Below are 23159 nucleotides of genomic sequence, written 5' to 3'. Positions count from 1 at the left end.
GCAGAGCAGGTGAAGCGATCCGCCCCGGACAAGCCGGCAGTGGCACCCGTCCGAGGAAACCGCTTAATTTTGGCGCATTGAGCAGGCCATCGGCCACTCCGGGCAATCGGAAATTACTTTTGAGAATCGGCATGAAAAATAAAAGGTCCTCCGCGGTCCAAAATGTTGATAATTTGGCACGTAAGTTGCTCCTTTATCTGGTAACTCAAGAAGAAATAAAGCCATTACCCTTTAGCCCTGAACCAAGGGCTTTTTTTTTGCCCGGCATTTATCCCCGGTTTTCAAGATCTTATGGTCGGGCGGTGAAATGGACCGAGCCGCGCGGCCGGTGGTATGAAAGAGCGAGCCTGCGAAATAATTGACCGAATGGTTGCCAGGCGGCTATTTCTTTCGCACCTTCAAGCTATTTTTCGTGGGGATGTCACTCCTTGCAATGACCGAGAAGCGACATTTTTCTCACACAACTCGATGATTGCGCCGATTGGCAATCATTCAGTTAAGCGCGGAAGTGGAACAATATCGTTTTACCGCGGAGGGCGCAGAGAAGACGCATGGGCGCACGGCCGTGCGCTCAGCGATCTCGGCGGTGAATAAATTCTTCTGTGGCGGCTGAGGCATCCCCGCGTCAGTGAATGCACGCGCACATTGTCAAAAGACTCTTGACTTCCTCAGCGGTATTTGGTTACATGAACAGTTTAGAGGTTCGACTAGAAGGTTAGGGAAGCCAAGTGAAAAGAACGTTTCAACCGAGCAATACCTCACGTAAGAGGACTCACGGTTTCCGCATTCGGATGAGGACTCAAAGTGGAAGAATTGTCCTCAAGCGGAGAAGGGCAAAAGGACGCAAACGCCTGTCGGTCTAAACCGAGGCGTTTTAAGCTTGACAAAGAAGCTAGAATTCGCAACTCCTCCGACTATCGGAGAATCATGCGAAGAGGTGTCCGCTCTAACACGCCCCATTTTCATATCCGAATGCTCAAGAACCCGGTGGGCATAACTCGGCTGGGAATAGCGGTCGGCAGGAAAGCTGGGAACGCTTGCGCTCGAAATCGGGTCAAGAGGAGGCTCCGAGAATACTTCAGGCTGAATCGGGAAAAAATGCCACCCGAGACGGATATAGTATTTGTCGCTCAGGACGGAGCTGCTACTTTGAGCATGCATCAACTCCAGGACGAGTTGGACCGATTTTTCGAAAAGAGATTCTGTACGCGAGCAGATACGTCTTCGGAGCGGTGATACGGCTGTACCAGGTTTTCCTTTCACCACTCTTTCCTTCCGCATGCCGCTTTCATCCCACCTGTTCCGAATATGCCCGTGAAGCCGTGCTGACCCACGGTGTCTTCAAAGGCCTCTGGTTGGCGCTGAGGCGCTTGATCAAGTGCCGGCCCTTTGGACCGGGAGGGTTCGACCCTGTTCCGTAAACAACGGCGCACGCCAGGGGGATGAATACGCTCAAGGGATCTTTTAGATCTCCTAAGACAGAGACCCCTTGCTGGGGGAGAAAAGCATGGACCGCAACCTTATTCTGGCAATAGTCTTATCAGTTGTAATAATCGTAGTATTCCAATACTTCTTTCAGGCCTTTTCCCCTCCACCGCCTCCTGCCAAGAAAGTGCCGCCGGTTACCGAGACGACTGCTCCTACCGCTCCATCTCCTCTGTCTACTCCTGCGGCCCCGTCCGAAACCAAACCGGCACCGTCAGTGGTTAGGCCGGCTCCCGAGGGAACAGCTCCTCCCGCAGCCAAAGACATGCTGGTTAAGGTCGACACGCCCAAATACGAAGCAGTAATCTCATCCAAAGGCGCGCGTATCATTTCCTTCAAGCTCAAGGATTACGCCACATCTTTGACCGGTAAAGAGCTTGTCAATCTCTTTGCTCCCGAAGAGTTGGATTCTTCCGGGCCGTCCATCATGTTTACCGGACGGGACGAGACCTTCAACGACGCGTCCTTGTCGTATAACTACGATTCCCCGGAGACGGCGGTTTCTCTCACCGAAAAAGGTGCGAAAAAATCGATCACCTTCAAAGCCGCCACCGCGGCCGGAATAGGGATAGCCAAGACGTTCGTTTTTAATTCGGACAATTACGATGTCGGCTTCTCGTTTACTCTTACCAACAATTCCAATGAGAACCGCAACTACTTGATCACCCTTCCTTGGCGCAAAGCTTTCGAGGATGAGTCGTCGAATAGGTTCAGTTGGAACAGCGTGGAGATACTGTTAAACGGTGAACTCAAGGACTACTACTTCAAAGATATCAAAGGCAATGAAGAACCCTCGGGTAAGATTGAATGGGCCGGGCTGGGGGACGTCTACTTTTTCAAGGCGCTGATATTCGGCAAAAACCCTGCAGGAAAGGTCACGCTTTACAAACCCACCAAAGAAAATGTGGCCGAGATCGAGGTAAGGTACGGAGGGGTAGACATACCGCAGGGTCAGGCAGTGACAACGGATCTGTCTCTGTACCTGGGACCCAAGGAGAGGGAAGCCCTGACCGCCGCGGGCTACGATCTTTCCAGGGCCCTTTTCTATAGCAATTATAAAATATTGGACATCACGTCCGAATACTTGATGAAATTTCTGAGGTTCTGCAATTCCGGTTTCGAGATCGCGGGGATCAGGATTCCAGGGACCCATAACTACGGGATAGATATCATCCTGTTGACCATACTGATAAAAATCCTGTTCATCCCTCTAACTCACAAGAGCATGAAATCCATGAAACGGATGCAGGACCTACAGCCTCAGTTAGCGAAACTGAAGGAGAAATACAAGGACGACAAGGCCGGCCTTAATAAGGCAACCATGGACCTGTTTCGAGAGCAAAAGGTCAACCCTCTCGGCGGATGTTGGCCCATGTTTCTACAAATGCCGGTTTTCATCGCGCTGTACCAGGCCTTGTCCTATGCCATCGAGCTGAGGAATGCGCCGTTTGTATGCCTTCCCTCAATCTATCTGTGCATCAACGATCTTTCTGCGCCGGATCCCTATTACGTGACACCTGTTCTCATGGGTGGGACCATGGTGCTGCAACAGTGGATGACTCCCTCCGGAGGAGACCCCACTCAGAAAAAGATGATGCTGATAATGCCGGTGGTTTTCACTTACCTGTTTCTGAGTTTTCCTTCGGGCCTGGTTCTTTATTGGTTGATAAGTAACGTGCTTTCGATAGGTCAGCAGGTTATCACCAACAAAATGGCCAAGTAAGAGGAATAGAGTCATGTCGTTTTACGAATTTACCGGAAAGTCCGTCAAAGAGGCCGTTGCTAAAGCGTGCGAAGAGCTTGATGTGGACGAAGCCCTTCTGGAAATCGACGTGTTGGAAGAGAGTACACGGGGATTCCTGGGAATCGTGGGCCAAAGAGACGCCCGCATAAGGGTTCGCAAACGCAACATATTTCAGGAAGTGATGCAAGCTGAACCTGCCGCGGCCGCGGAAGAAGACGCCATGGAAATAGAACCACCTCCCGCCCGCGAGGTAGCCGAGGAGGAGTACTTCGAATCGGCAACCGAAGACTTGCAGGCGACTCCTGACTTTGTGCCTGTGCTCACACGGCCCGAACCTACCGAGCCTACCCCCGAACAGTCGTCGTACATGCAGGAAGCTTCGACAGTCCTGCAGGAGATCCTCAAACGGATCCCTGTGGATGCTCAAGTCGATGCCTCCATAGTGGAAGGAGCCGTGTACCTTGATATCAAAGGGGACGGATCGGGCTTGCTGATCGGGAAAAAGGGTCAGACCCTGGACGCGCTCCAGTTTTTGGTGAACAAAATCGTCAACAAGGAAAACGCGCCGGGTGAAAAGATCGAAATAGTTGTGGACACCGAGAGCTACAGACTCCGAAAAAGGGAAAGTCTTCGTGAGACGGCCTTGAAATCCAGCCAGAAGGCCAAGAAAACCTTGAAACCGGTTGCCTTAAACCCGATGCCGCCGTACGAAAGACGTTTAATTCACCTCTTCCTGGCCGAAGATCGCGAGGTGTATACAAAGAGTTACGGTGAGGGGGCCCTCCGAAGGATCGTCGTATACCCCCGGCGAGGGCCGGTGAGCAAACGCCGAAGACGATAAGAAATTGAAACCAGGAAATTGCGGGAAGCAACTTTTTGTAAATGGACTATGACCTTAGATCCGCTTGAGGTGACGGGATTCCATGAACCTGTCATTTCGAGGGCGCAGCCCGAAGCAATCTCCAATGGTGGGACAGGCGTCCCGCCTGTCCATTGGAATGACGGGCAAGATGCCCGTCCCACCGAAGATGAGACTGCTTCCTCGTTCCACTCCTCGCAATGACAGTTCCAAGCGGCATCCGGAGGCAAAAGCAGGCGGCTACGTCTTCCTTTTAGTCAGCCGGGTTTGGGCTGAGGCGAGGCGAGCCCGAAGACTAATCGTCGCGCCGCGCTCACCAGTGTTAACAAAAAAGAGCTTCCCCACAGTTTTATTTTCGCATGCACCTGCAAGAATTGTCCTGCCATGACCACGAGACCGAGCATATCCAGTGACACTATCGTAGCTCTTTCCACACCCCGCGGCTATTCGGGCATCGGAGTCATTCGCATCAGTGGTCCCGACGCGCTGGGCATACTGCGGAAAATCTTCCATCCCCGGGGAAAAAGCGGAGAGTTCTCGGATCGGGCCGCGGTTTACGGAAGGGTCGTTCATCCTCATGACGGGAGGACCCTTGATGACGGGATCGCTCTAGTAATGCGCAGTCCGGCCTCTTATACCGGGGAGGATATGGTGGAGTTGAGCTTGCACGGCAGTCCTGTTGTTCTGGATGCCGTGGAGCGTCTGATAACGAATCTGGGCGCTCGTCCTGCTACGCGCGGGGAATTCACCCGGCGAGCGTTCCTGTCCGGCAGGCTCGATCTGATTCAAGCGGAAGCGGTTATCGACCTAATTGAGGCCCGCAGTATGGCTGCCGCGGAAGAAGCCCGTGCAACGCTGGAAAGCTCGGTCTCCAAAGAGATGGCCCAGATTTCCGACGCGCTGAAAGACGGCCTCGCCACCCTGGAAGCGCACATTGACTTTGATGACGACGATCAAGAACCTGCGCCGGACCTGGAGGGGATAATCAGAGGTGTAGCAGATCAGATGCAGGGTCTGCTGGAGAATTCGGAGGCGGGAAAAATTCGGAGGCAGGGGATAAACACGGTAATCGTGGGCAAGCCGAATGTGGGCAAGTCCACTCTGTTTAATGCGCTCTTGCGCAGTGACCGCGTTATTGTGACGCCCTATCCGGGCACTACCCGTGATCTGGTGGACGACTTCCTCCTCCTGGATGAAACGGCTTATCTACTGTGCGATACCGCAGGGATTCGACATGATCCCGAGCCGGTAGAAGAAGAGGGGATTCGGCGCACCCACGAGAGGATCAAGACCGCGGACCTTGTACTGGCTGTCCTCGATGGGGCCCAGCCGATGGATGACGCCGATGCTATGGTCCTCGATGCCTGCCGAGAAAAGAATACCATCCTAATTCTGAACAAGCAGGACCTCGGGCTTGCGCTGGATGAGAACAAGATCCCCGGTCCCGACCACTGGCCCAGGGTGGCGATCAGTGCAAGGACGGGACAAAACCTCAGCACTCTTGAAAAGGCCATCGCGGACCAGGGCCACAGACTGACTTCTCGGGCCACGGCAGGCCTTTCCGGGTCCTTGACCGACCGAGGTTTGCTGCTGGTGCACGCGGCCCTGATGCCAATGAAAGATTTGATCGAAGCGTTTGACAGAGCGGGAACAGTTAAGCCGGAAATCGTGTCGCTGGAAATCAGAAAAGCGCTCGATTTTCTGGAAGAGATCACTGGTGAGCGTGTGGACGAAGGGATCCTCGACCGGATCTTCGAACGTTTTTGCGTAGGGAAGTAGCCGGCTTTTAGTGTTCGATAATTTTTTTGAGCCGGCACCGATTCATTGCCATAGATAAAGATTTACTTTAATATTAGCTCATAACACCTTAGAATAAAATCATATAATAATCAGAAAAATCTTGACATTCTTCCACGTTTGGGATAGGCATCAGAAACATCATGCGAAGGCCCGCTCTCGCGGGTCCTCTACCCAGCGGGGAAAATCCGGTGACACTCCGGGGAAGGTCAAATCCATTGCTAGAAATTTCCGTAACCAGTTCCAATGAGATCTTCGACACTCCGGTTCAACACCGTTTGGAGGTACGCTAATGCAGGCAAGGGGCCTGACCAGAATTCCCTGTGCTCTTCTCGTCCTCGCCGTCATGTTGATGGCAACGAGCGTGGCGGATGCGTGGGAGCAGCAATACCGGTATCCGGTTAAGATCAGAGTTTCAGGGACCGATCAACCCGATGTGACCTCAGGCGGTGTTGGCAGAGCGTCACGTTTCGGTCCCTCCGATTGGGAAGTGGCGGCGGGGCAGGCACGGCGCGAAGTCCTTTGTCCCAAGAGAGGATACGCCTTTGCCCTTGGGATGCGTCCCTTCTTCAGCACGATAGCCGGGTCGAGCAAGGTTGTCAGCAGGGGAGGTGAGGGAACTTACCTGAACCTTGTCGGACACTTGCGACTCCCACCCGAAAGGACGTTGTGGGAGTTCTACTCGTATTTGCGGGTGTGGGACCGGATCGGGCTCAGGTTGGAGTATGCGCCCTGGATCTGGGACGGGCCTGGCCACGTGCCCGGGGACGGTAATTTCGCCGGCCTGCTCTTGAAAAGGGATGATGCGATTCAGTCGGACCTGAACATCACGACTTTGTTGATCGGAGGGGACTATGATGTCTCCTTCGGCAGGGAACTTACCTTCGGACCGAATGCAGACCTTCACATCATAAGATGGACCCAGCGAGTGGTTAAAGGCAGCGGAGAGTCGGCTGATTTCTCTCAAACCATTCTACAGCCGGCAATAGGGGCCCATTTGAGGTACGACCCACAGAACACGGGCTATTTCTCATGGTTCAAGCCGTACCTCGAGGGACGCTTCAGCTGGATGAATTTTGGCGGTCTCGGGCTATCCACGTGGGACTTGGCAGCAGGTGTAGCCCCACCCGTGAGCAGGAACGTCGACGCGGGATTCAAGATCGGCTACAAACAGTGGAAAATCGACGGAAATAGGGGGCGGCTCTTTGCAGACGTAGGAGTTGAGGGCCCTTATCTCGATTTCGCTCTTCAGTTTTAGGTCTCCCTCATCTCTTTCACACAGACGCCCGTGGGGTTCGTCCCCGCGGGTGTTTTTTTTGAACCGATTGTTACGTTATAGCAGGTGTCAAAAACAGTGTCCGATTACGGAGAGCGCCTCTTAGAAATTGGTAGGTGCCGCCTCCGTGCCGGCACATTTTTTCCCGGCTCCAAGGCTCCGCCTCCCTGGCTTGGTTGAAATGACATGTGTTTCCGGGCAGAGCCTGAGAACCAGACCTAGCCAGCCAGCGCCGGGGCATTCGAGGCAAGCTGCGGCTGGAAAATTTCCCTTGACAGTTAATTTCAATAGTCTAGAATTTTTGTTAAATATTATGGTAAACTTATCCACTGATTCGCCGCGCATCCAACAAAAGCGATAATACCTGGTGTCCACGAGATATGAAAACATTCGGATCTTTCGCCAAAGAGAGAAGCAGGCGGCTGGGAAGAAACCAGAAAACCCTGGCTGAACAGCTTGGGGTTTCTCCTGCCTACGTTTCTCAGATATTTACGGGAAAAAAGAACCCTCCTGACCTGGGAAGGCCGCGAAATCGGGCGCAGTTGAGAACCTGGGCCGAGTTCCTGGCAGCCTCGGAGGATGAAATCCTGGATCTTGTGCGCTTCGAACTCCACAGAGTTCCGCCTCGTCCCAGCGCAAAATTCCCGAAGATACGGGAGTTGCTCCTGAAGCGCCTGAATGCTCGCGATAAAGGCCTCATGGACGAAGTGCGCTCCATGGAGCTGCACCCTGCGGAAAACCGAGTCATACAAGCCATGGTGCAGATCTACATGATCCTGCAAGAAGAGCCGGACGAAGGACGTGCGTACTCTCCGACGAGGTTCAAAGAATTCTGTAACCGCGCGAGGTCCAATCGAGAGTTCATCGATGAAGAACTGGTCCGATTCCTTCAGGACAAACCTTTCTCATGGGCTTGGGACTCGGAGGTCGACGATGTCCGGGTCTTTGCCGAAGCGAGCACAATTCGTGAAGCAATGGAGACGTTGGCCAAAATCCTGTCTGACACGCCGGGATTCACATATGCTCGAACAATCCCAATGGTAGGCCATGTCAGCGCAGGAATGGGATTTGAGTTTACCGACGGAGGGTTCGCAGCAGGCGAGGGCTTCGAGCAGGTCGAAATACCTCCTGGAGTGGACCCGTCCTTTGCTCAACGACTCTATTGTGTAAGAGTCAGAGGTGATTCCTTGCAGGAATTCTTCGGTGACGGGACACTTCTGTTCATCAAGCCCGAATCCTGGGAAGAAGTTAAAGACGGGGACCTGGTAATTTTCAAGAATCGCTCCGACGGTCGAGCTTTCGTGAAGAAAGTGGAATTTGTGGGCGAAAGCCTACTTCTCAAATCCATGAACCCTATGTACAAAAACATCGTCCTGGCCAAGCGGGAATTGATGCTGCTTGAGAGAGTCATGGCCATCGTGTTATAGGGGCTTGGAGGTGAGCCACAGGGACCGCCATGTGGCGGACTCCCGAGTTGGCTTCACCATTAGAGCAATGCTTGGCCTTGAGCGGGCATAGGAGCTTTCACCTGCATTGACAACCCTCTTCAGGAAGAAGCGTTTGAAATCCGCAACTATAATAACCGCACTTGTCATCCTGGCTATAGGAGGGCTTGACGCCCCAAACAGCGTAAGTGCGGAGATCTGTTCCGCTCCGCACCTGGAAGCCACGCCTGACTCGTCTCGGTTTGGACTACCTCCACATGTCGAAAAGTCAGGACTGGTGTTTACCGGGACGACGGTTCCTATCTCTCGCCGGGACGTTCAAGAGAGAATAGTCAAGGAAATTAACTACCTGCTTCTGGATCGGCGTTCGAGAGTGTTGTTGTGGCTGGCTCGGGCGGACACCTTGAGACCTGTAATCTTGCCGATTCTAAAAAAATACGATGTGCCGCCGGAGTTCCTATACCTCGCGGCAATTGAATCCAGCTATGACAGCAGGGCTTTATCTTCAGCGGGCGCGTACGGCTACTGGCAATTCATCAAGGCCACCGCGCAGTGTGGCCCACACGGCTGCGAGCAGTACAACTGGAAAATGAATATTAACCATTGGAAGGATGAGCGGGCCGATTTGGTGAACTCCACTCATTCGGCAGCCAAGTATCTGGCCTGGATGAACGGAGTCAAGAAGGTCAGCCTCAGCGACAAGGTCGAACGGGAGGGCTTCAAGGATTGGCTTCTCACAGCCGCGGCGTACAACGCGGGGCCTTCCAGAGTCGTTCAACGGCTGTGTCAGTTCGGGGCATCCTCGTACTGGGATGTGCCTTTACCGATAGAGACTGAAAAATACGTCCCACGTTTGATAGCTCTCGCGCTCATAAGTAAGTACAGAGACTTCTATCGAATTCAGATTCATCAGCGCCCCAGTCTGGCCTTCGAGACGGTCAACAAGGTGAAGCTTCACAAGGACCTCTCCTTTGTGGCAATGGCTAAGCTACTGAACACAACTCCGCGAGAGGTATGGGGGCTAAATACCCAAGTCCCGCCGGACAAGGGTATTTTTCCTGCCAAGTCCGGTAAGACCTCCATTGAACACACAATCCACATCCCGAAAGGGACCCGCCAGAAGTTCCTCGCACAGCTCGCGGCCCACGGATTTACGAAGAAATAGGAAAGCGTATTGGTTTCAGCGTCCCAATGCCTTTAACTTGGGGTTGCGGCGCTCACAAGAAGAAAAGACGACTTACGGTTACCGGCGCCGCGTAACTTAAACGACACACTGGTCCCGGGAAGCATGTACAGGCTGTCCCCTTTTGAGAGCGAAAAGGTTTCGTCATCCACTCGGGCACTGACCCGACCTTCGAGGCAGTAGACGAATCGGTCGGTCCCCGCAGCTTCCAGGTCATACGAGTCGGCGGCCATTTCAATAGTGATGATACTGGCCTCCATCCGGCTCAGAAAAATCCCTGCCGTAACCGGGCGCACAGAAACCGCGGGCGAACTCGTCGGAATGTTTTCTCCTTCTCCGGCAGGGCAGTGAACGGCCTTTTGGTATAGAACTTCATCGAGAAACGCACCGGCTTTCATGCCGAAGGCGGAAGCGATCTTCATTAATGTGTTCAAAGTTGGCGACGACTTGTTCAGCTCTATGGAACTCAGGTTCGATGCAGCTATGCCGGTTATCCGGGAGAGGTCGATCAGGGAAAGCTGCTTTCTCTTGCGACAGGCTCTTATTTTTGCGCCCACATCTACGAATGAATGGTTCATCATCGACCTCTGCAACGGTTTCCGGAATTTCTAACAATGGTTTGAGCGGCCCTCGATCTATAGCAGTTGCCATAATTTTTGTCCGATTTGCAGGCACTCCGTTTCGTCATTCCTGCGCAAGCAGGAATCCAGTCCCCGCGTCTCGCGGGATTTCCTGGGTTCCCGCTTTCGCGGGAACGACGGGCTTTATAACCCTCTGACAGAGTAGGCCCCGTCGATGCGGTCTGAAAACCAGACTGATCGTATCGTGGCCAAACGGACATTACTTTTGGCAATCCGTATATAACCGTTCACTCGAAGAGCGCTTGAGCCAACTCTTTGACATGGGTTACCCCGACCGCGGTTATACCCTTCGCTGCGGAAAGTTCCGCGTTGCCCGCGGGCGCGATTATCCGATTGAAGCCCAATCTTGATGCTTCGTTGATCCTGGCTGCGGCCCTGGACACACGGCGGACTTCCCCGGCAAGTCCTACCTCGCCGAACACCAATGTCCCAGGCCTAACTGTTCGGTCCAGGTGAGATGACAGCAGCGCGGCAATCAGCGACAGGTCTGCAGCGGGCTCGGTGGCTCGAACTCCGCCCACCGCGTTGAGGAAGATGTCCTGGTCGGTGAGTGTCAGTCCGAGCTTTTTCTCCATGACGGCTATCATAAGGGCCAAGCGCTGAGAGTCAATCCCGAGGCATGTCCTGCGTCCCTGGCCGGGAACGGGCCCTGCCACCAATGCCTGGATTTCGGCCAGAATAGGCCGAGACCCCTCCACCAGGGCCGTCACTGTAGACCCCGAGACGCCCTCCGGTCTTTCCGACAGGAACAATTCCGAAGGATTGTCCACCTCCACCAGGCCCAGGTCGCCCATCTCGAATACGCCGATTTCACTTACCGACCCGAAGCGATTTTTCACGGACCTGAGAATCCGATAGGGGTGTCCTCGTTCCCCTTCAAAATACAGCACTGTGTCCACCATGTGCTCCAATACCTTTGGACCGGCCAAGCTGCCGTCTTTGGTCACATGGCCAACGATAAAGCACGCCGCGGAGCCTCTCTTGATGCAATCCAGGACGGTTGCCGCAACGTGTCGGACTTGAGATATGCTCCCGGCATGGCTTTCGAAAGAGCTGCTGAAACACGATTGAACGGAATCTAGCACCACCACCGAAGCGTCCGATTGCGAAATCTTTTGTATGATCGTTTCCAGTTGATTTTCTGCCAGAACGAGGAACCCGGGGCTTTGGAGCCCGAGCCGGTCGGCCCTGATTTTGATCTGTTCAGCGGATTCCTCTCCGGAAACGTACAGGACGGTCTCTCCGCGAATGGCCATTTTGCCGAAAGCCTGCATTAGCAAGGTGCTCTTGCCGATTCCAGGATCGCCGCCCAGCATGATCACGCTGGATCTAATAAGCCCTCCGCCAAGGACCCTGTCCAGTTCCCCGATTCCGGTATTGATTCTGGGGCGCTGATCGCCGTGAATTTCCGTCAAGGGAACGACCCCCTGCGGTTCCTCGGCGGAAAGCACAAGTTTCCCTCCCGGGCCTTTGGTATGCCTAACTTCTCTCTCGTTTACGCAATTCCATTCACCGCAACCTGGGCAACGGCCCATCCATTTGGCAAGTTGCTTGCCACATTCCGTACAAACAAAGACTACATCGCCTTTCAAATTGACCTCACTTGGCAATTGGCCTTGATCCCCGTCCGATTGTCACCCTGACCTTGAAGGCCTCTCGTCTTTTTTAAACTTTGAGCCCAGTTCCTACAACAAATTTCCGTTGCTTGTGGGCATTCAGCCTTTCGAGGTGTGGGCTGTTTTTGTGGGGCAGTCCCTCCGAAACTGTCCCAAAACCTGAAAATTAAGGGGGTTCTCTTGTAGGGGCGCTTCGAGAAGCGCCCTGATTTCGGGCGGTTCACGAACCGCCCCTACCGAGGTCGCCGCAAGCGATGCCTTTCCGCGTAACCTAATGTTTGCCAGGGTTTGCCGACGGCAGTTTACAGTGTTAGAGTACACCTATGGCTCAAATGGTCCAAAGATATCGTTCTCTGTCAGGGTGGCTCAAGGAACGTTTCCACGAACCGGTCCGCAAGATAACCATTGACGCTGGTTTGGGGTGCCCTAACCGCGACGGCAGTCTCAATTCCGGCGGGTGCATTTACTGCAACCCGAGAGGCTCCGGCACAGGCGCGAGCGTGCAAGGCCTTTCCGTTGCCGAACAGATGGACCGAGGCATAGAGTTCCTTTCCCGGCGTTATGGTGTCAGGAAGTTCATTGCATATTTTCAGTCTTTTACCAATACCTACGGAGAACCGGACCAGCTTTTTCGGCTCTACAGCGATGCTTGCCACCAGCCCGAGGTCGTCGGCATGGCCATCGGCACGCGGCCGGACTGCGTGTCCGACGGGGTACTGGATATCCTGGAGGAAATGAGCCGGGAGCGTCTGATATGGATTGAGTACGGTTTGCAGTCGGCCCACAAGAAAACTCTGGACCTGATCAATCGCGGGCACGGGCCGGAGGCCTTTTTCGACGCTGTGGCCAGGACCGGCCAAAGGGGCATCCCGATCGTGGCGCATCTTATACTGGGGCTTCCGGGTGAATCCATCGAAGACATGGTGCAGACAGCCGGAGCCGTTGCAGATGCCGGAGTGCAGGGTGTGAAGCTGCATCCTTTGTATATAATCCGGGGAACTGCCCTGGAAGCCATGTATCGGGAAGGAAACTACCTTCCTATGACCGAGGAATCCGCAGCAGAAGCGACCCTGGCCGTGATGGAGGCCCTCCCGCAGGAGATGGTGATTCACAGGATGACCTCTGATCCCCATGAGGAAGAGCTTGTGGCACCGCTTTGGATGCTTGATCGCCGAGGCGTGAGAACTCGTCTGAACGAACTGATGCAAAGGAAAGACTTCAGGCAAGGGTCACATTACCCGAGGCCCTGTGAGGTTGCTATGAAGATTTGTGACCGCGAGAAGCTGAAAAGTGAGGCAACGCCAACATAAGAGCAATTAATCTCAGGTTTGAAATTATTCCAGAACGAATATCACTTCCGCTCTGACGCGATATTCCTGAATCTGTCCGGCTTCGATCATTACCCTGTGTTCTACGATTTTCATGCCTGTAATGTTACGCAATGTTTTGTTGGCGCGGTCGAAAGCCAGTTTGACTGCTTCTTCGAAACTGTTGGGGGAACCCGCTATGACTTCCGTGACTCGGGCTACTCTTCCTTCTACCATGGTGCCTCCCTCCCTAGATGGGTTGCCTCACAATAAACAAGATAGAAGGTCTGCGCGTCTTTTGTCAACTTTTCTTCCCGGCACTGGGCAAGCAAATGGCCGGGAATGAAGAAAGATTGGTAACCGTTCACCGGGACAGCCCTGACGCCTTGAATCCACGATGGGGGAGGTTTGGAGGGGGAGATGGTCTCCCCCTCCATCCTCACCGGGCGCAGAGCCGTCTCAAGCCCGGTGAACCATTACAAAGATTGTTAGCGAGACGCTGCCGGAAAGTGGGGAAGGCCTTGCCGCGACGGGCACAGCCCGCCCTACGATCGGGCAATACCCGCCGCTCGTGATCCTTCTGACACCCTTAACCGTACAGCGTTTTCGAACATCCCTTTTGGCAATCAGTATGAACAAATTCACAATTGACGAGATCCCTATATAACTTCATCTTGCCTCAGTGCTTCCACTTCGGTTGCAGTATATCCAAGCTCGGTCAGGATCTCTATCGTATGTTGGCCGAGTTCGGGGGGCTCACGCCGGCACGTGGCCGGGGTGTCGCTGAAATCCCAGGGAAAACCCACCATTTTCGTCTTACCGTGTACCGGGTGGTCCAGATAAGTAAAGTAGTCGTTGGCCAGTGCCTGCGGATCGTTCGACACCTCTGTCGGCGTCTGTACGGGGGTGCAAATGCATCCTCCCTGAGTCAAGATATTCAACCATTCATCTCGCGGTCTGGTGGCAAACCTCTCATCGAAGATTGCTACAAGCTGTGCCGCGTTCTCGCTGCGTGCCTCTATGGTGGCGAAACTAGGGTCATGTTCCAGGCGCTCCAAATCAAGGGCTTTGCATACCTTGGGCCAATACCGCTCGGGCTGTAAATGGGCGATGGCTATCCATCGGCCGTCCTGACAACGATAGTGGTTATATATGGGGTTGCCTGCCTGTGCCCGGACTTCCCTCGGAAACTCTGCGCCCATGATTGACGGCGCTGCCATAATGAATCCGAGAGTGGCAATGACGCTGCCCATAAGGGAAGTGTCCACGACCTGTCCTCTGCCGGTCTTTTCCCGGGCATAGAGCGCGGCAGTGACGCCCCATGCGCAAAGCAGTGCCCCGACTTCGTCACCGATTCCGGGCAGGATTTGGGTAGGTGGCGCATCTTTTTCTCCGCATGACATCATCAGCCCGGATCGGGCAATTCCCGTGTAATCGAAAGAGTATTCGTCCGCATCGGGTCCTTTGCGCCCCCAACCCGAAGCGTGGGCATATATCAATCCGGGATTTCTGGCCAGGAGAGCCTCCGGGCCTATGCCCATTCGATCGGGAGCCTGTATGCTCATGTTGTTGAGGAATACGTCCGCGGTATCAATGAGCTTGAGCAGGACCTCCATAGCCTGCGGTTTCTTGAGGTCCAGGACAATGCTCCGCTTATTGCGGTTGCAGTGTTCAAAGTAGTAATTGCGGCCCTTCAGGCCGACCATAGCCCCGATGATCCTCATGAACCCGCGGCCGGGGTCTCCGGTTTTGGGTTCGATCTTGATTACATCCGCGCCCAGATCACCCAGACGCATGCCCGCTACCGGACCCTGCTGGAACATAGAGATTTCGATAACACGAATACCGTCGAGCGGTCCCGCCATGTTGTCCTCCGTTTCTTGGTTAATGACCTTATCCAAAGCTGTAGCCAACAAAAAAAGCGGAGTGTGAACTCCGCTTTCTTTGCTTTATCGTGGAATGGTCACACTCAGGTCACGCAGGTACTCCTTCTAAAGCTAAAAAAGCAAAAAAACCCGCGGATCGTGTTGACCATTTCTTATTCTCCGTGGATGAGGATACGGAACTCGGGAGAGTCTGTCAACGGTTTTTCAGGTGGCCTTTTGATCATTCAGCCTTTCGGGTGGAGACTCTTTCTTTGTGGGGCAGGCTTTCCAGCCTGCCATCCTGCGGTTTCTTGGGACAGGCAGGCTGGAAAGCCTGCCCCACAAAGAAACCTCTCACTGCGTTCTCTACAGTGAAGTGGCATTCTGCAAGTCACAATCTTAGTTGTGGAATATCGGTTGTCAGGGCGGCTCACCCCAGGATTGTCGCGAGTTTCGCCTCTTCCTCGGCATCAAAAGGTCGCCATTCACCGACGGGCAAATTTCCCAACCGAAACGGACCGAATGCTATTCTTCGCAGCTTGCGCACGGGATGCCGGATTCGGAAGAAGATCCGCTTTATTTCGTTCTTTTTGCCCTCGAAAAGGACCACTTTTACCCATGTGGTTGTCTTCTGTCGCCTGACCACGGTAAGTTCAATGTCGCCTACCCGTTCGCCCTCTCCGATACTCATGCCCTTTCGAATGGTGGAGAGGATCTTGTCATCAGGCATTCCCCGGACTTTCACCAGATAGGTTCGGGGGACCTTTCGCGAGGGATGGGTCAGCTTCTGAGCCAAAGTTCCGTCGTTGGTCAGGATCATGAGACCTTCCGCGTCAAAATCGAGACGCCCCACCGTGAACAGGTTCTTCTTAAGCCGCTTGAGGAGTTCGCCAATGCAAGGGCGTCCTTCAGGGTCACTCATGGTGGAAACCACGTTTCGCGGCTTGTTAAACAGGTAATAAATCTTTGCCAGGTCAGGAGGGCGCAGGAGTTTGCCGTCTACCTTGATGTGATCTTTCTCCGGGTCGGCTGTCATGGCAGGATTTTCAACGACCTGGCCGTTGAGCCTGACCCTGCCTTCGAGAATCATCTCATCTGCTTGTCTCCTGGACCCAAGGCCCGCGTCGCGAATTATCAGTTGGATTTTTTTCTGAGCCATGATTCATCATACCACATGCTTGAAGATCACCTTGACGGCTTTGCTCTGCGCTCGATTCGCGAGAGTGTCAAATGCCTGCCGGTGCTCTTCCAATGTGAATCTGTGGGTCACCAGCTTCTCGGGCGCGAGTCTGTGTTCCGCAACCAGATCCATGGCGATGTCAAAGGTTTCTCGTGTTTCCCCTTTATAAGACTCAGGCCCGGAGAATGCTGTTCCATTGATCCGCACACCCTTGAACCATATGGGAGTGAGGTCGAAGCCTGAAGGACGGTTTATGTTCATAAGCACGACCTGCATGCCTTCCCCGGCAAAACGGAGTGCGTCGTCTATGCGCTCCCCGCGACCTGTCGTTTCATAAACCAAATCAGCTCCGCCCTCGAGGCTCAGACGCCCCACTTCGGGATATTGCACAGTGGCTTTCACGAATGAGGCCACCTCTTCGTACAGCGAGTTTGGACTATGGGCCAGCGCAACTCCGGCCTCAGAAACATCGCCGACCAACTCAGCTTCAAAGGAGTGATCCGCGACCACGAGAATCTCCACGTGATGTCCGAGCGCTTGTATGGCGTGTAAGGTCATCAGGCCCGGCGAACCAGCGCCCACGATTATCACGCGGTCTCCGGACCTCGGGGGATACTGCAAAACCGCCCTCACAGCCCTTGTAAACTCCGGAACAAGCACAGCCTGATCGCTCTCGATGTTCTGGGGGATTGTTCTCACCTGACTCTTGTGCGCAATAAACGAGTCACCCCAGCCGCCTCCGGTGTCTTTACACCCTCCGATTATTATTCCCGGACCGATGGCACCCTTGGCAAAGCTTCGGCAACTGGAAGGTTGCCCTCTGGAGCACGATGGACACAGGGGTGTCACTTCCCTGGGCTTGCATGACAGCAGCGGGTTAACGATGGCCCTTTCGCCCGGTTCTATCCCTTCGACCTGGCCGCCTATTTCAGTGACGATTCCCATGTTTTCGTTGCCGGGGATGAAGGGAAACGAAAGGAAGGCCCCGAAAGCGGACGGGTCGTGATCGATAATCATGCCTTCGTCCATTCCGGAGATGCCTGACATGATAGACCTGATCTTGACCCACTGGGGCCCGGGAAGCTCCGGCTCGGGGACCTCGGATAGTTGCAGGTTCAGCGCGTGAGATCCCTCGCTTTGCCTGAGTACCTTTGACCTGAATTTGTCCCAGACCTCTCTGCCCAGACTGAAATTTGCCGTGAGAGCTTTCATTGTCTTTCCCCGTAGGCCCAGTACGTCGAGACTCCTTGGTCACCGTGTGACCTTATATGACATTCGGCCGAACCGGAGAAGTCTTTTGAGGCTAAAATGCGAAATTTTGTGGCGCAACCTTCAAGCTTGTAGCGATTGCCTGAATTATCCAGCATCTACAATTGCGAGGAGTGAAGTCCGATGGAAAGCGATCTCATTTTCGGTAGGACCGACAGGATGCCGGTCCTACCGAAAATGGGATTGCTTGGTCGTTTCAGTCCCAGCCCTGACGGGGTCATGGCATCCCGTAACCTCAAATGGATCTAAGGGCATAATCCATCATGAGAATGCCGGCGCACGGAATTTGGCAACGGCTCCACGGGACTGCTCCCTGCGCTTTGGCAACTTGACAACAAATAGGTGATACCACATCATAAAGAAGTAGAGACCGCATAATTGCGTGTACTGGCGTTTCGTGGTATATTTGTATTAACTATAAAGCCTTAGCAATGGGAGCTTTTCTTGAACAACATCTATAAGAACCTGGGTCTTTGGTTGGTCATCTGCCTTGTGATGATCTTCCTTTTTCACCTGTTCAACCAACAAAAGACCGCTGATAAGACCATACCGTACAGTACGTTCCGCCAGGAAGTGGACCAAAAGGCGATCAAATCGGTTGACATGCAAGGTAACCGCCTAAAAGGCCGTTACGTAGATGGTAGTGGCAGCTTTAGGACACTGGCTCCCCCCCATGACAACGAGTTGGTGCCTACCCTGTTAAAGAAAAACATCGATGTTCAAGTTCTCCCTGACGATGACAACCCCTGGTACTTGACTGCCCTGATTTCGTGGCTGCCCATGATCTTTCTGATCGCAATCTTTGTCTTCTTCATGCGGCAGATGCAAGCCGGTGGCGGGAAAGCCATGAGCTTCGGCAAGAGCCGCGCCCGGCTGATAAGTGAAGCCCAGAACAAGATCACCTTCCAGGACGTGGCAGGGGTCGAAGAGGCCAAGGAAGAACTCAGCGAAATCATAGACTTTCTGAGGGAACCGAAGAAGTTCACAAGACTGGGAGGGAAGATCCCCAAGGGTGTCCTGCTGATGGGGGCTCCGGGCACAGGAAAGACGCTTCTTGCCAAAGCGGTGGCAGGTGAGGCAAGCGTCCCGTTCTTTTCCATTTCCGGGTCGGATTTCGTGGAGATGTTTGTCGGCGTGGGCGCGTCCCGGGTCAGGGACCTTTTCATACAGGGAAAGAAGCACGCTCCGTGCATAATATTCATTGACGAGATAGATGCCGTCGGGCGCCATCGCGGCGCGGGGCTGGGAGGCGGCCACGACGAAAGGGAGCAGACCCTCAATCAACTCCTCGTCGAGATGGACGGCTTTGAAACAAATGAAGGCGTCATCCTCATAAGCGCCACAAACCGGCCCGACGTTCTGGACCCGGCTCTGTTGAGACCCGGACGTTTTGACCGGCAGGTGGTGGTGCCTCAGCCGGATATTCGGGGCAGGACAGCCATTCTGGGCGTTCACACTCGCAAGACTCCCGTGACGAAAGACGTGGACCTGGAGACCATAAGTCGCGGCACGCCGGGGTTTTCGGGAGCAGATCTTGCGAATCTGGTTAATGAAGCCGCGCTCAACGCGGCCAGGAGGAACGCCACCCAGATAGCGATGCGGGATTTTGAGTTTGCCAAGGACAAGGTCCTCATGGGAGGAGAGCGTCGCAGCATGGTCATAAGCCTCGAGGAGAGGCGAAACACTGCGTTTCATGAAGCTGGACATACTTTTGTGGCTCGCAAGGTACCCGGCACCGATCCAATCCATAAGGTTACCATTATTCCGCGTGGCCGGGCCCTTGGAGTCACGCAGCAGCTGCCGGTGGACGACAGGCACACTTACGCCAAAGATTATCTCCTGGCTCAGATTGCCGTCCTGATGGGAGGGAGAGCCGCGGAAGAGGTATTCCTGAATCATATGACCACCGGTGCGGGCAATGACATCGAGCGCGCAACCGAATTGGCCCGAAAGATGGTCTGTGAGTGGGGTATGAGTGAAGAGATGGGCCCGCTGATGTTCGGGCAGAAAGAAGAACAGATTTTCCTCGGGAAAGAGTTTGCCCGCCACAGAGACTACTCCGAGCAAACGGCCATCAGTATTGATTCAGAGGTTCGCAGAATTGTCACGGAAAACTACAACCAGGCCAAGCGGATAATTGAAGAGAATAAGGAGACGGTGGCAAGAATAGCCGAAGCCCTGCTGGAACGGGAAACTCTGGATGCCGCTGAAATCGAGGCTCTGATAGAGGGCCGAGAACTGCCCGAGCTCGCTGAACAGCCTCTCACCCCACCCGAGCCGGAGCCGGTGGATTTGAGGCCCTTGGACGACGGCCAAGTCATAATGGGACCCCCTCCGGCGACCCCGGATCCCAAAAAGATATGAGTTCCGCCGTCTACCGCAAACCTTCACTTTCGGTGGGGAATTGTCGGTTTTCTGTCATTGCGAGGAGTGAAGCGACGAAGCAATCTTGTTTTCGGTAGGACCGGCATCTTGCCGGTCATTCAGATAGACAGGCGAGACGCCTGTCCCACCAATTGAGATTGCTTCCCCCGCTTTTCAGCGGGGTCGCAATGACATGTTTCGCGCAAGTTGTCTCCCCCGCAAGACTGAAGAGTTAGCGTCTACCGCAAAATGTCCTTGCATTAACTTCAAAGATATCTCAATATTGCCGCTCGCCGCCTCCGTAGTGAAGAAGAGGCGACGGGCGCGATGTTGGAGTATTGCTTCAAGCGCAGAAGACCACAACGATTGCCAAACTAATTTCGGTTCTGCTGCCGGGTGACCGGTGTGTAGGTGGTTCGCTGCAATGCATCTCCTGCAACGCGTGCTCCTCACAGATGTCGTTCCCGCGAGACGCGGGACTGGATTCCTAGCGTACGCAGGAATGACAGGAGATGGCTGCGGCAAATAGGACCCAAATTCCGGCAATCGGCAAAAATGAAGGTTGGTTCATGGAATCTAGAAACAGGCAGTTGCTAATGGGCTTTTCAGTCCTTTTAGGAGCACTCTTGCTCTGGACCGTTGGGGGGCAAGGGCTGGCGTCTGCTGATCAACTCGATGACCAGTGCAGATCAAAATGCAACGCGACGGCCCAGGACATTAAGAGCAAAATGGGAACCGTTCCGTCCCAGGAGATGATCGCCACATGCGTGGAATCGTGCAAGAGGATCGCGCAGATAAAGAGTGAGGCAGAGATTCCAAAGTACTGCAGATCCACCTGCGAAGAGGCCCTCAGAAAAGCGAATCGTCACGGCGATTCAGACCACATGAAGGCCTGTTGCGACAAGTGCGCGCAAGCACTTTTGAAGAGCTTTCGAGAAAGCCGCGCCCAGCAACAAAAAGGCAACTGAGCAAAGGCAATGACGGCAACCGAACCCATGACTTTCGCTGAACTAGTCTCGCAACCCCGAACCCTTGTTATGGGGGTAATCAACACCACGCCCGATTCTTTTTCCGATGGCGGAAAGCATCTTGATGCGGAAATTGCAATAGCTGCGGCTCTGGAGATGTTGGAGGCCGGAGCGGATATCGTGGATGTGGGAGGGGAATCTACTCGACCGGGATCTGCTCCGGTTAACGAGGAAGAGGAACTCCGCAGGGCCATACCGGTGATTCGTGGAATCTGCCGACAGAGGGCCGACGCGTGGGTTTCCATTGATACGAGGCGCAGGAACGTCGCGAAAGCCGCTGTGCAACACGGTGCTCGAATTATCAATGACGTTACGGGATTCCGCGACGATCCGTCCCTTGTGGATCTGGCCCGGGAGGTCCGGGCCGGTCTCGTCGTAATGCACATGCTGGGAAAGCCGAAAACCATGCAGCAGGACATACACTATGATTCATTTCCCGGCGACATTTTCGATTTCTTCCAAGAGCGCATCAGGACCTTGGAAGACAGCGGAATTCCTCCCGAGAATATCGTCTTGGACCCGGGCATAGGATTCGGCAAGACATTCGACCACAATCTCGTCCTAATAAATAGATTGGATATATTTCGGCCTTTGGGAAAACCGATTCTCGTGGGGCCGTCCCGCAAGTCATTTATCGGCAAAATCCTGGACGAGCCGAATCCTGAGGCCCGCGTTGTCGGGACGCTTGCTGCGATCACTGCGGCGGTGCTCCGAGGGGCTTCCATAGTTCGCGTACATGACGTTCCTCCGGCAGTGCAGGCATGCAAGGTTGCGGATGCCGTAGTCAGAGAGAGGGTTGCTAGTTGATTTTTGGGGTAGGAATAGACTTGGTTGATGTCTCGCGCATGGAACGGGTCCTCCAGGGCCGATCCGCGAAAAGGTTCATTGACAGGGTCTTTACCGAAGAAGAAATTGTCACCTGCACGACCGCTCCCCATCCTGCGCAGGCCTATTCGGCCCGTTTCGCAGCAAAGGAAGCCGTCGTGAAAGCTCTAGGCACCGGCTTTTCTCGAGGCATTACCCCCGGACAAATTGCGGTCGTCGGCGGAGAGCGCACTCGCCCCACCATCAGGCTCGCGGGCTCTGCACTGAGGCAAGCCCAGACGATGCGGGTGTCCGCAATCCATTTGTCGCTAACTCATACTCCACAATCAGCCGCGGCAATGGTTGTCCTGGAAAACTGAAGCCACATCGCCAAGCAAGGTTTGAAAACGCGATAATCGGGGATTTCGTCAAGAGCCGTCGGGCACTCGGCAGGATCACGCGCCCGTCTCTGACAGAGCCCGGTTTCATTGTTTATAGTGATCCTCAAAAGTTTTTCCGAACCGAGCCGCAGTGCTGGATAAGCCAGTCCCGCGTTGGCGGGACACCCACGATTCAATCCGCCATGACTTTCGAGAAGTGCTATACTCGCTGAGAATCCTTGCCGAAACCCCCGAATCAACTCACTCTCGTTTCAGGTCATCCATTTTTCTGTCAAACTCGTTCCAAAACCGTGAATCGCAGTCCTGTATACATCTTGCGTACAAGTAAGACCGATCATAGCCTCTGCCGCCTCCCCATTGGTACAGACCGATCCAGTCCCGGCAGTTTTGTATACAGGAATCCCGATCAAAGGCTCCGCTGCTCCCATATTGAGCAAGAAGAACCGGAGGTTGTGCGACAGACGGCCCCACCATCCCGGACAGTAGCAAGCCCATCGCAAGGGCGACGATCGAAAACATATATAGGCTGTTCATGGCGTAACTCCTTCAAGAATCTGTATAGTCTCAAGACGGACTTGTAAGGGGACAAACCGACAACTCTCCCGTTTGCCCCAGCTTGGTTTCTGTAATATTTGATGCGATTGGTGTCTTGAGGGTTCAGGGATTTGGACTGCAATTCAGGGAATGCCAAAATCCTGGTGCGAGTCCTGATAGCGATTCGCCATAAAAAATACAACATTCCCGACTGTTGTCCTTGCTGTACGTGTCAAGTAATTCGTGGACAAGACTCGAGGAATTCTAGGGGAGTTTTCCCCCCTAGGGCTTGATGCGGTCTTAGGTTGTTGTAGTAGTAGATGTACTGTTCGAGTTCCTTTTTGAACTCTTCTTCGCTTTC

General features: G+C 54.0%; 22 protein-coding genes. 14 read left to right on the top strand and 8 right to left on the bottom strand.

The window, feature by feature from the left end:
- Positions 1-728: 728 nt before the first annotated feature.
- The 9 genes from rpmH (at position 729) to HY913_17715 (ending at position 9771) form a co-directional block, all read left to right on the top strand.
- Entirely contained in the window at positions 729-863 is a 135-nt protein-coding gene (gene rpmH / locus HY913_17755) for a 50S ribosomal protein L34 (GenBank protein ID MBI4965124.1), read from the top strand.
- Complete coding sequence (gene rnpA / locus HY913_17750; protein ID MBI4965123.1) at positions 805-1236, top strand: ribonuclease P protein component; 432 nt, start codon at positions 805-807, stop codon at positions 1234-1236. The genes rpmH and rnpA overlap by 59 nt, the downstream gene beginning before the upstream one ends.
- On the top strand, positions 1200-1421 hold the full coding sequence (yidD, locus tag HY913_17745; GenBank protein MBI4965122.1) for a membrane protein insertion efficiency factor YidD: 222 nt from the start codon (positions 1200-1202) through the stop codon (positions 1419-1421). The genes rnpA and yidD overlap by 37 nt, the downstream gene beginning before the upstream one ends.
- Positions 1422-1507: 86 nt before the next feature.
- Positions 1508-3208 (top strand): membrane protein insertase YidC, encoded by a 1701-nt coding sequence (yidC, locus tag HY913_17740; GenBank protein ID MBI4965121.1) that lies wholly within the window; start codon positions 1508-1510, stop codon positions 3206-3208.
- 13 nt (positions 3209-3221) lie between these two features.
- Positions 3222-4070 (top strand): Jag N-terminal domain-containing protein, encoded by an 849-nt coding sequence (locus tag HY913_17735; protein ID MBI4965120.1) that lies wholly within the window; start codon positions 3222-3224, stop codon positions 4068-4070.
- Positions 4071-4472: 402 nt separating this feature from the next.
- Positions 4473-5867, top strand: a complete 1395-nt coding sequence (gene mnmE / locus HY913_17730; protein ID MBI4965119.1) for a tRNA uridine-5-carboxymethylaminomethyl(34) synthesis GTPase MnmE — start codon at positions 4473-4475, stop codon at positions 5865-5867.
- A 310-nt stretch (positions 5868-6177) separates the two neighbouring features.
- Positions 6178-7143 carry a hypothetical protein gene (locus HY913_17725; protein ID MBI4965118.1) on the top strand — a complete coding sequence of 322 codons (966 nt, stop codon included), beginning with the start codon at positions 6178-6180 and terminating at the stop codon, positions 7141-7143.
- 398 nt (positions 7144-7541) lie between these two features.
- Positions 7542-8588 carry a helix-turn-helix transcriptional regulator gene (locus HY913_17720; GenBank protein ID MBI4965117.1) on the top strand — a complete coding sequence of 349 codons (1047 nt, stop codon included), beginning with the start codon at positions 7542-7544 and terminating at the stop codon, positions 8586-8588.
- A 133-nt stretch (positions 8589-8721) separates the two neighbouring features.
- The gene (locus HY913_17715) at positions 8722-9771 is read left to right on the top strand and encodes a lytic transglycosylase domain-containing protein (protein MBI4965116.1); all 1050 of its coding nucleotides are present in this window, start codon (positions 8722-8724) and stop codon (positions 9769-9771) included.
- Positions 9772-9803: 32 nt separating this feature from the next.
- On the opposite strand, the gene HY913_17710 is transcribed toward HY913_17715, so the two are convergent.
- A complete protein-coding gene (locus HY913_17710; GenBank protein MBI4965115.1) occupies positions 9804-10367 on the bottom strand; it encodes a helix-turn-helix transcriptional regulator in 564 nt (187 codons plus the stop codon).
- Between the two features lie 290 nt (positions 10368-10657).
- Positions 10658-12022, bottom strand: a complete 1365-nt coding sequence (radA, locus tag HY913_17705) for a DNA repair protein RadA (protein MBI4965114.1) — start codon at positions 12020-12022, stop codon at positions 10658-10660.
- Positions 12023-12378: 356 nt separating this feature from the next.
- Between radA and HY913_17700 the strand changes: the two genes are divergently transcribed.
- Entirely contained in the window at positions 12379-13356 is a 978-nt protein-coding gene (locus HY913_17700) for a TIGR01212 family radical SAM protein (GenBank protein MBI4965113.1), read from the top strand.
- Positions 13357-13380: 24 nt separating this feature from the next.
- Here HY913_17700 and HY913_17695 read toward each other — a convergent pair whose 3' ends face one another.
- The 4 genes from HY913_17695 to HY913_17680 form a co-directional block, all read right to left on the bottom strand.
- Positions 13381-13590 (bottom strand): dodecin domain-containing protein, encoded by a 210-nt coding sequence (locus tag HY913_17695; GenBank protein MBI4965112.1) that lies wholly within the window; start codon positions 13588-13590, stop codon positions 13381-13383.
- A 422-nt stretch (positions 13591-14012) separates the two neighbouring features.
- Positions 14013-15218, bottom strand: coding sequence for a CoA transferase (locus HY913_17690; GenBank protein ID MBI4965111.1), 1206 nt, complete (start codon positions 15216-15218; stop codon positions 14013-14015).
- A 430-nt stretch (positions 15219-15648) separates the two neighbouring features.
- Positions 15649-16377: an rRNA pseudouridine synthase gene (locus HY913_17685; protein MBI4965110.1), complete on the bottom strand. Its 729-nt coding sequence runs from the start codon at positions 16375-16377 to the stop codon at positions 15649-15651.
- A 6-nt stretch (positions 16378-16383) separates the two neighbouring features.
- Positions 16384-17610 carry an alcohol dehydrogenase catalytic domain-containing protein gene (locus HY913_17680; GenBank protein MBI4965109.1) on the bottom strand — a complete coding sequence of 409 codons (1227 nt, stop codon included), beginning with the start codon at positions 17608-17610 and terminating at the stop codon, positions 16384-16386.
- A gap of 501 nt (positions 17611-18111) precedes the next feature.
- Between HY913_17680 and HY913_17675 the strand changes: the two genes are divergently transcribed.
- The 4 genes from HY913_17675 to acpS all read left to right on the top strand — a co-directional run bounded on the left by HY913_17675 (position 18112) and on the right by acpS (position 22243).
- Complete coding sequence (locus HY913_17675; GenBank protein ID MBI4965108.1) at positions 18112-20031, top strand: ATP-dependent metallopeptidase FtsH/Yme1/Tma family protein; 1920 nt, start codon at positions 18112-18114, stop codon at positions 20029-20031.
- 569 nt (positions 20032-20600) lie between these two features.
- The gene (locus tag HY913_17670; GenBank protein ID MBI4965107.1) at positions 20601-20999 is read left to right on the top strand and encodes a hypothetical protein; all 399 of its coding nucleotides are present in this window, start codon (positions 20601-20603) and stop codon (positions 20997-20999) included.
- Positions 21000-21026: 27 nt separating this feature from the next.
- Positions 21027-21866 (top strand): dihydropteroate synthase, encoded by an 840-nt coding sequence (gene folP / locus HY913_17665; GenBank protein ID MBI4965106.1) that lies wholly within the window; start codon positions 21027-21029, stop codon positions 21864-21866.
- Positions 21863-22243, top strand: coding sequence for a holo-ACP synthase (gene acpS / locus HY913_17660; protein ID MBI4965105.1), 381 nt, complete (start codon positions 21863-21865; stop codon positions 22241-22243). Before folP ends, acpS begins: the two co-directional genes overlap by 4 nt.
- Positions 22244-22504: 261 nt before the next feature.
- Here the strand turns inward: acpS and HY913_17655 are convergent, their stop codons facing one another.
- Positions 22505-22798, bottom strand: a complete 294-nt coding sequence (locus tag HY913_17655) for a hypothetical protein (GenBank protein ID MBI4965104.1) — start codon at positions 22796-22798, stop codon at positions 22505-22507.
- 232 nt (positions 22799-23030) lie between these two features.
- The coding region (locus HY913_17650) for a transposase (GenBank protein ID MBI4965103.1) at positions 23031-23159 on the bottom strand (129 nt) is incomplete at its 5' end.

Origin of the sequence: Desulfomonile tiedjei (assembly GCA_016212925.1) — a bacterium.
Classification (GTDB): Bacteria; Desulfobacterota; Desulfomonilia; order Desulfomonilales; family Desulfomonilaceae; genus JACRDF01.
This window is presented reverse-complemented; position numbering and strand designations above follow the sequence as displayed.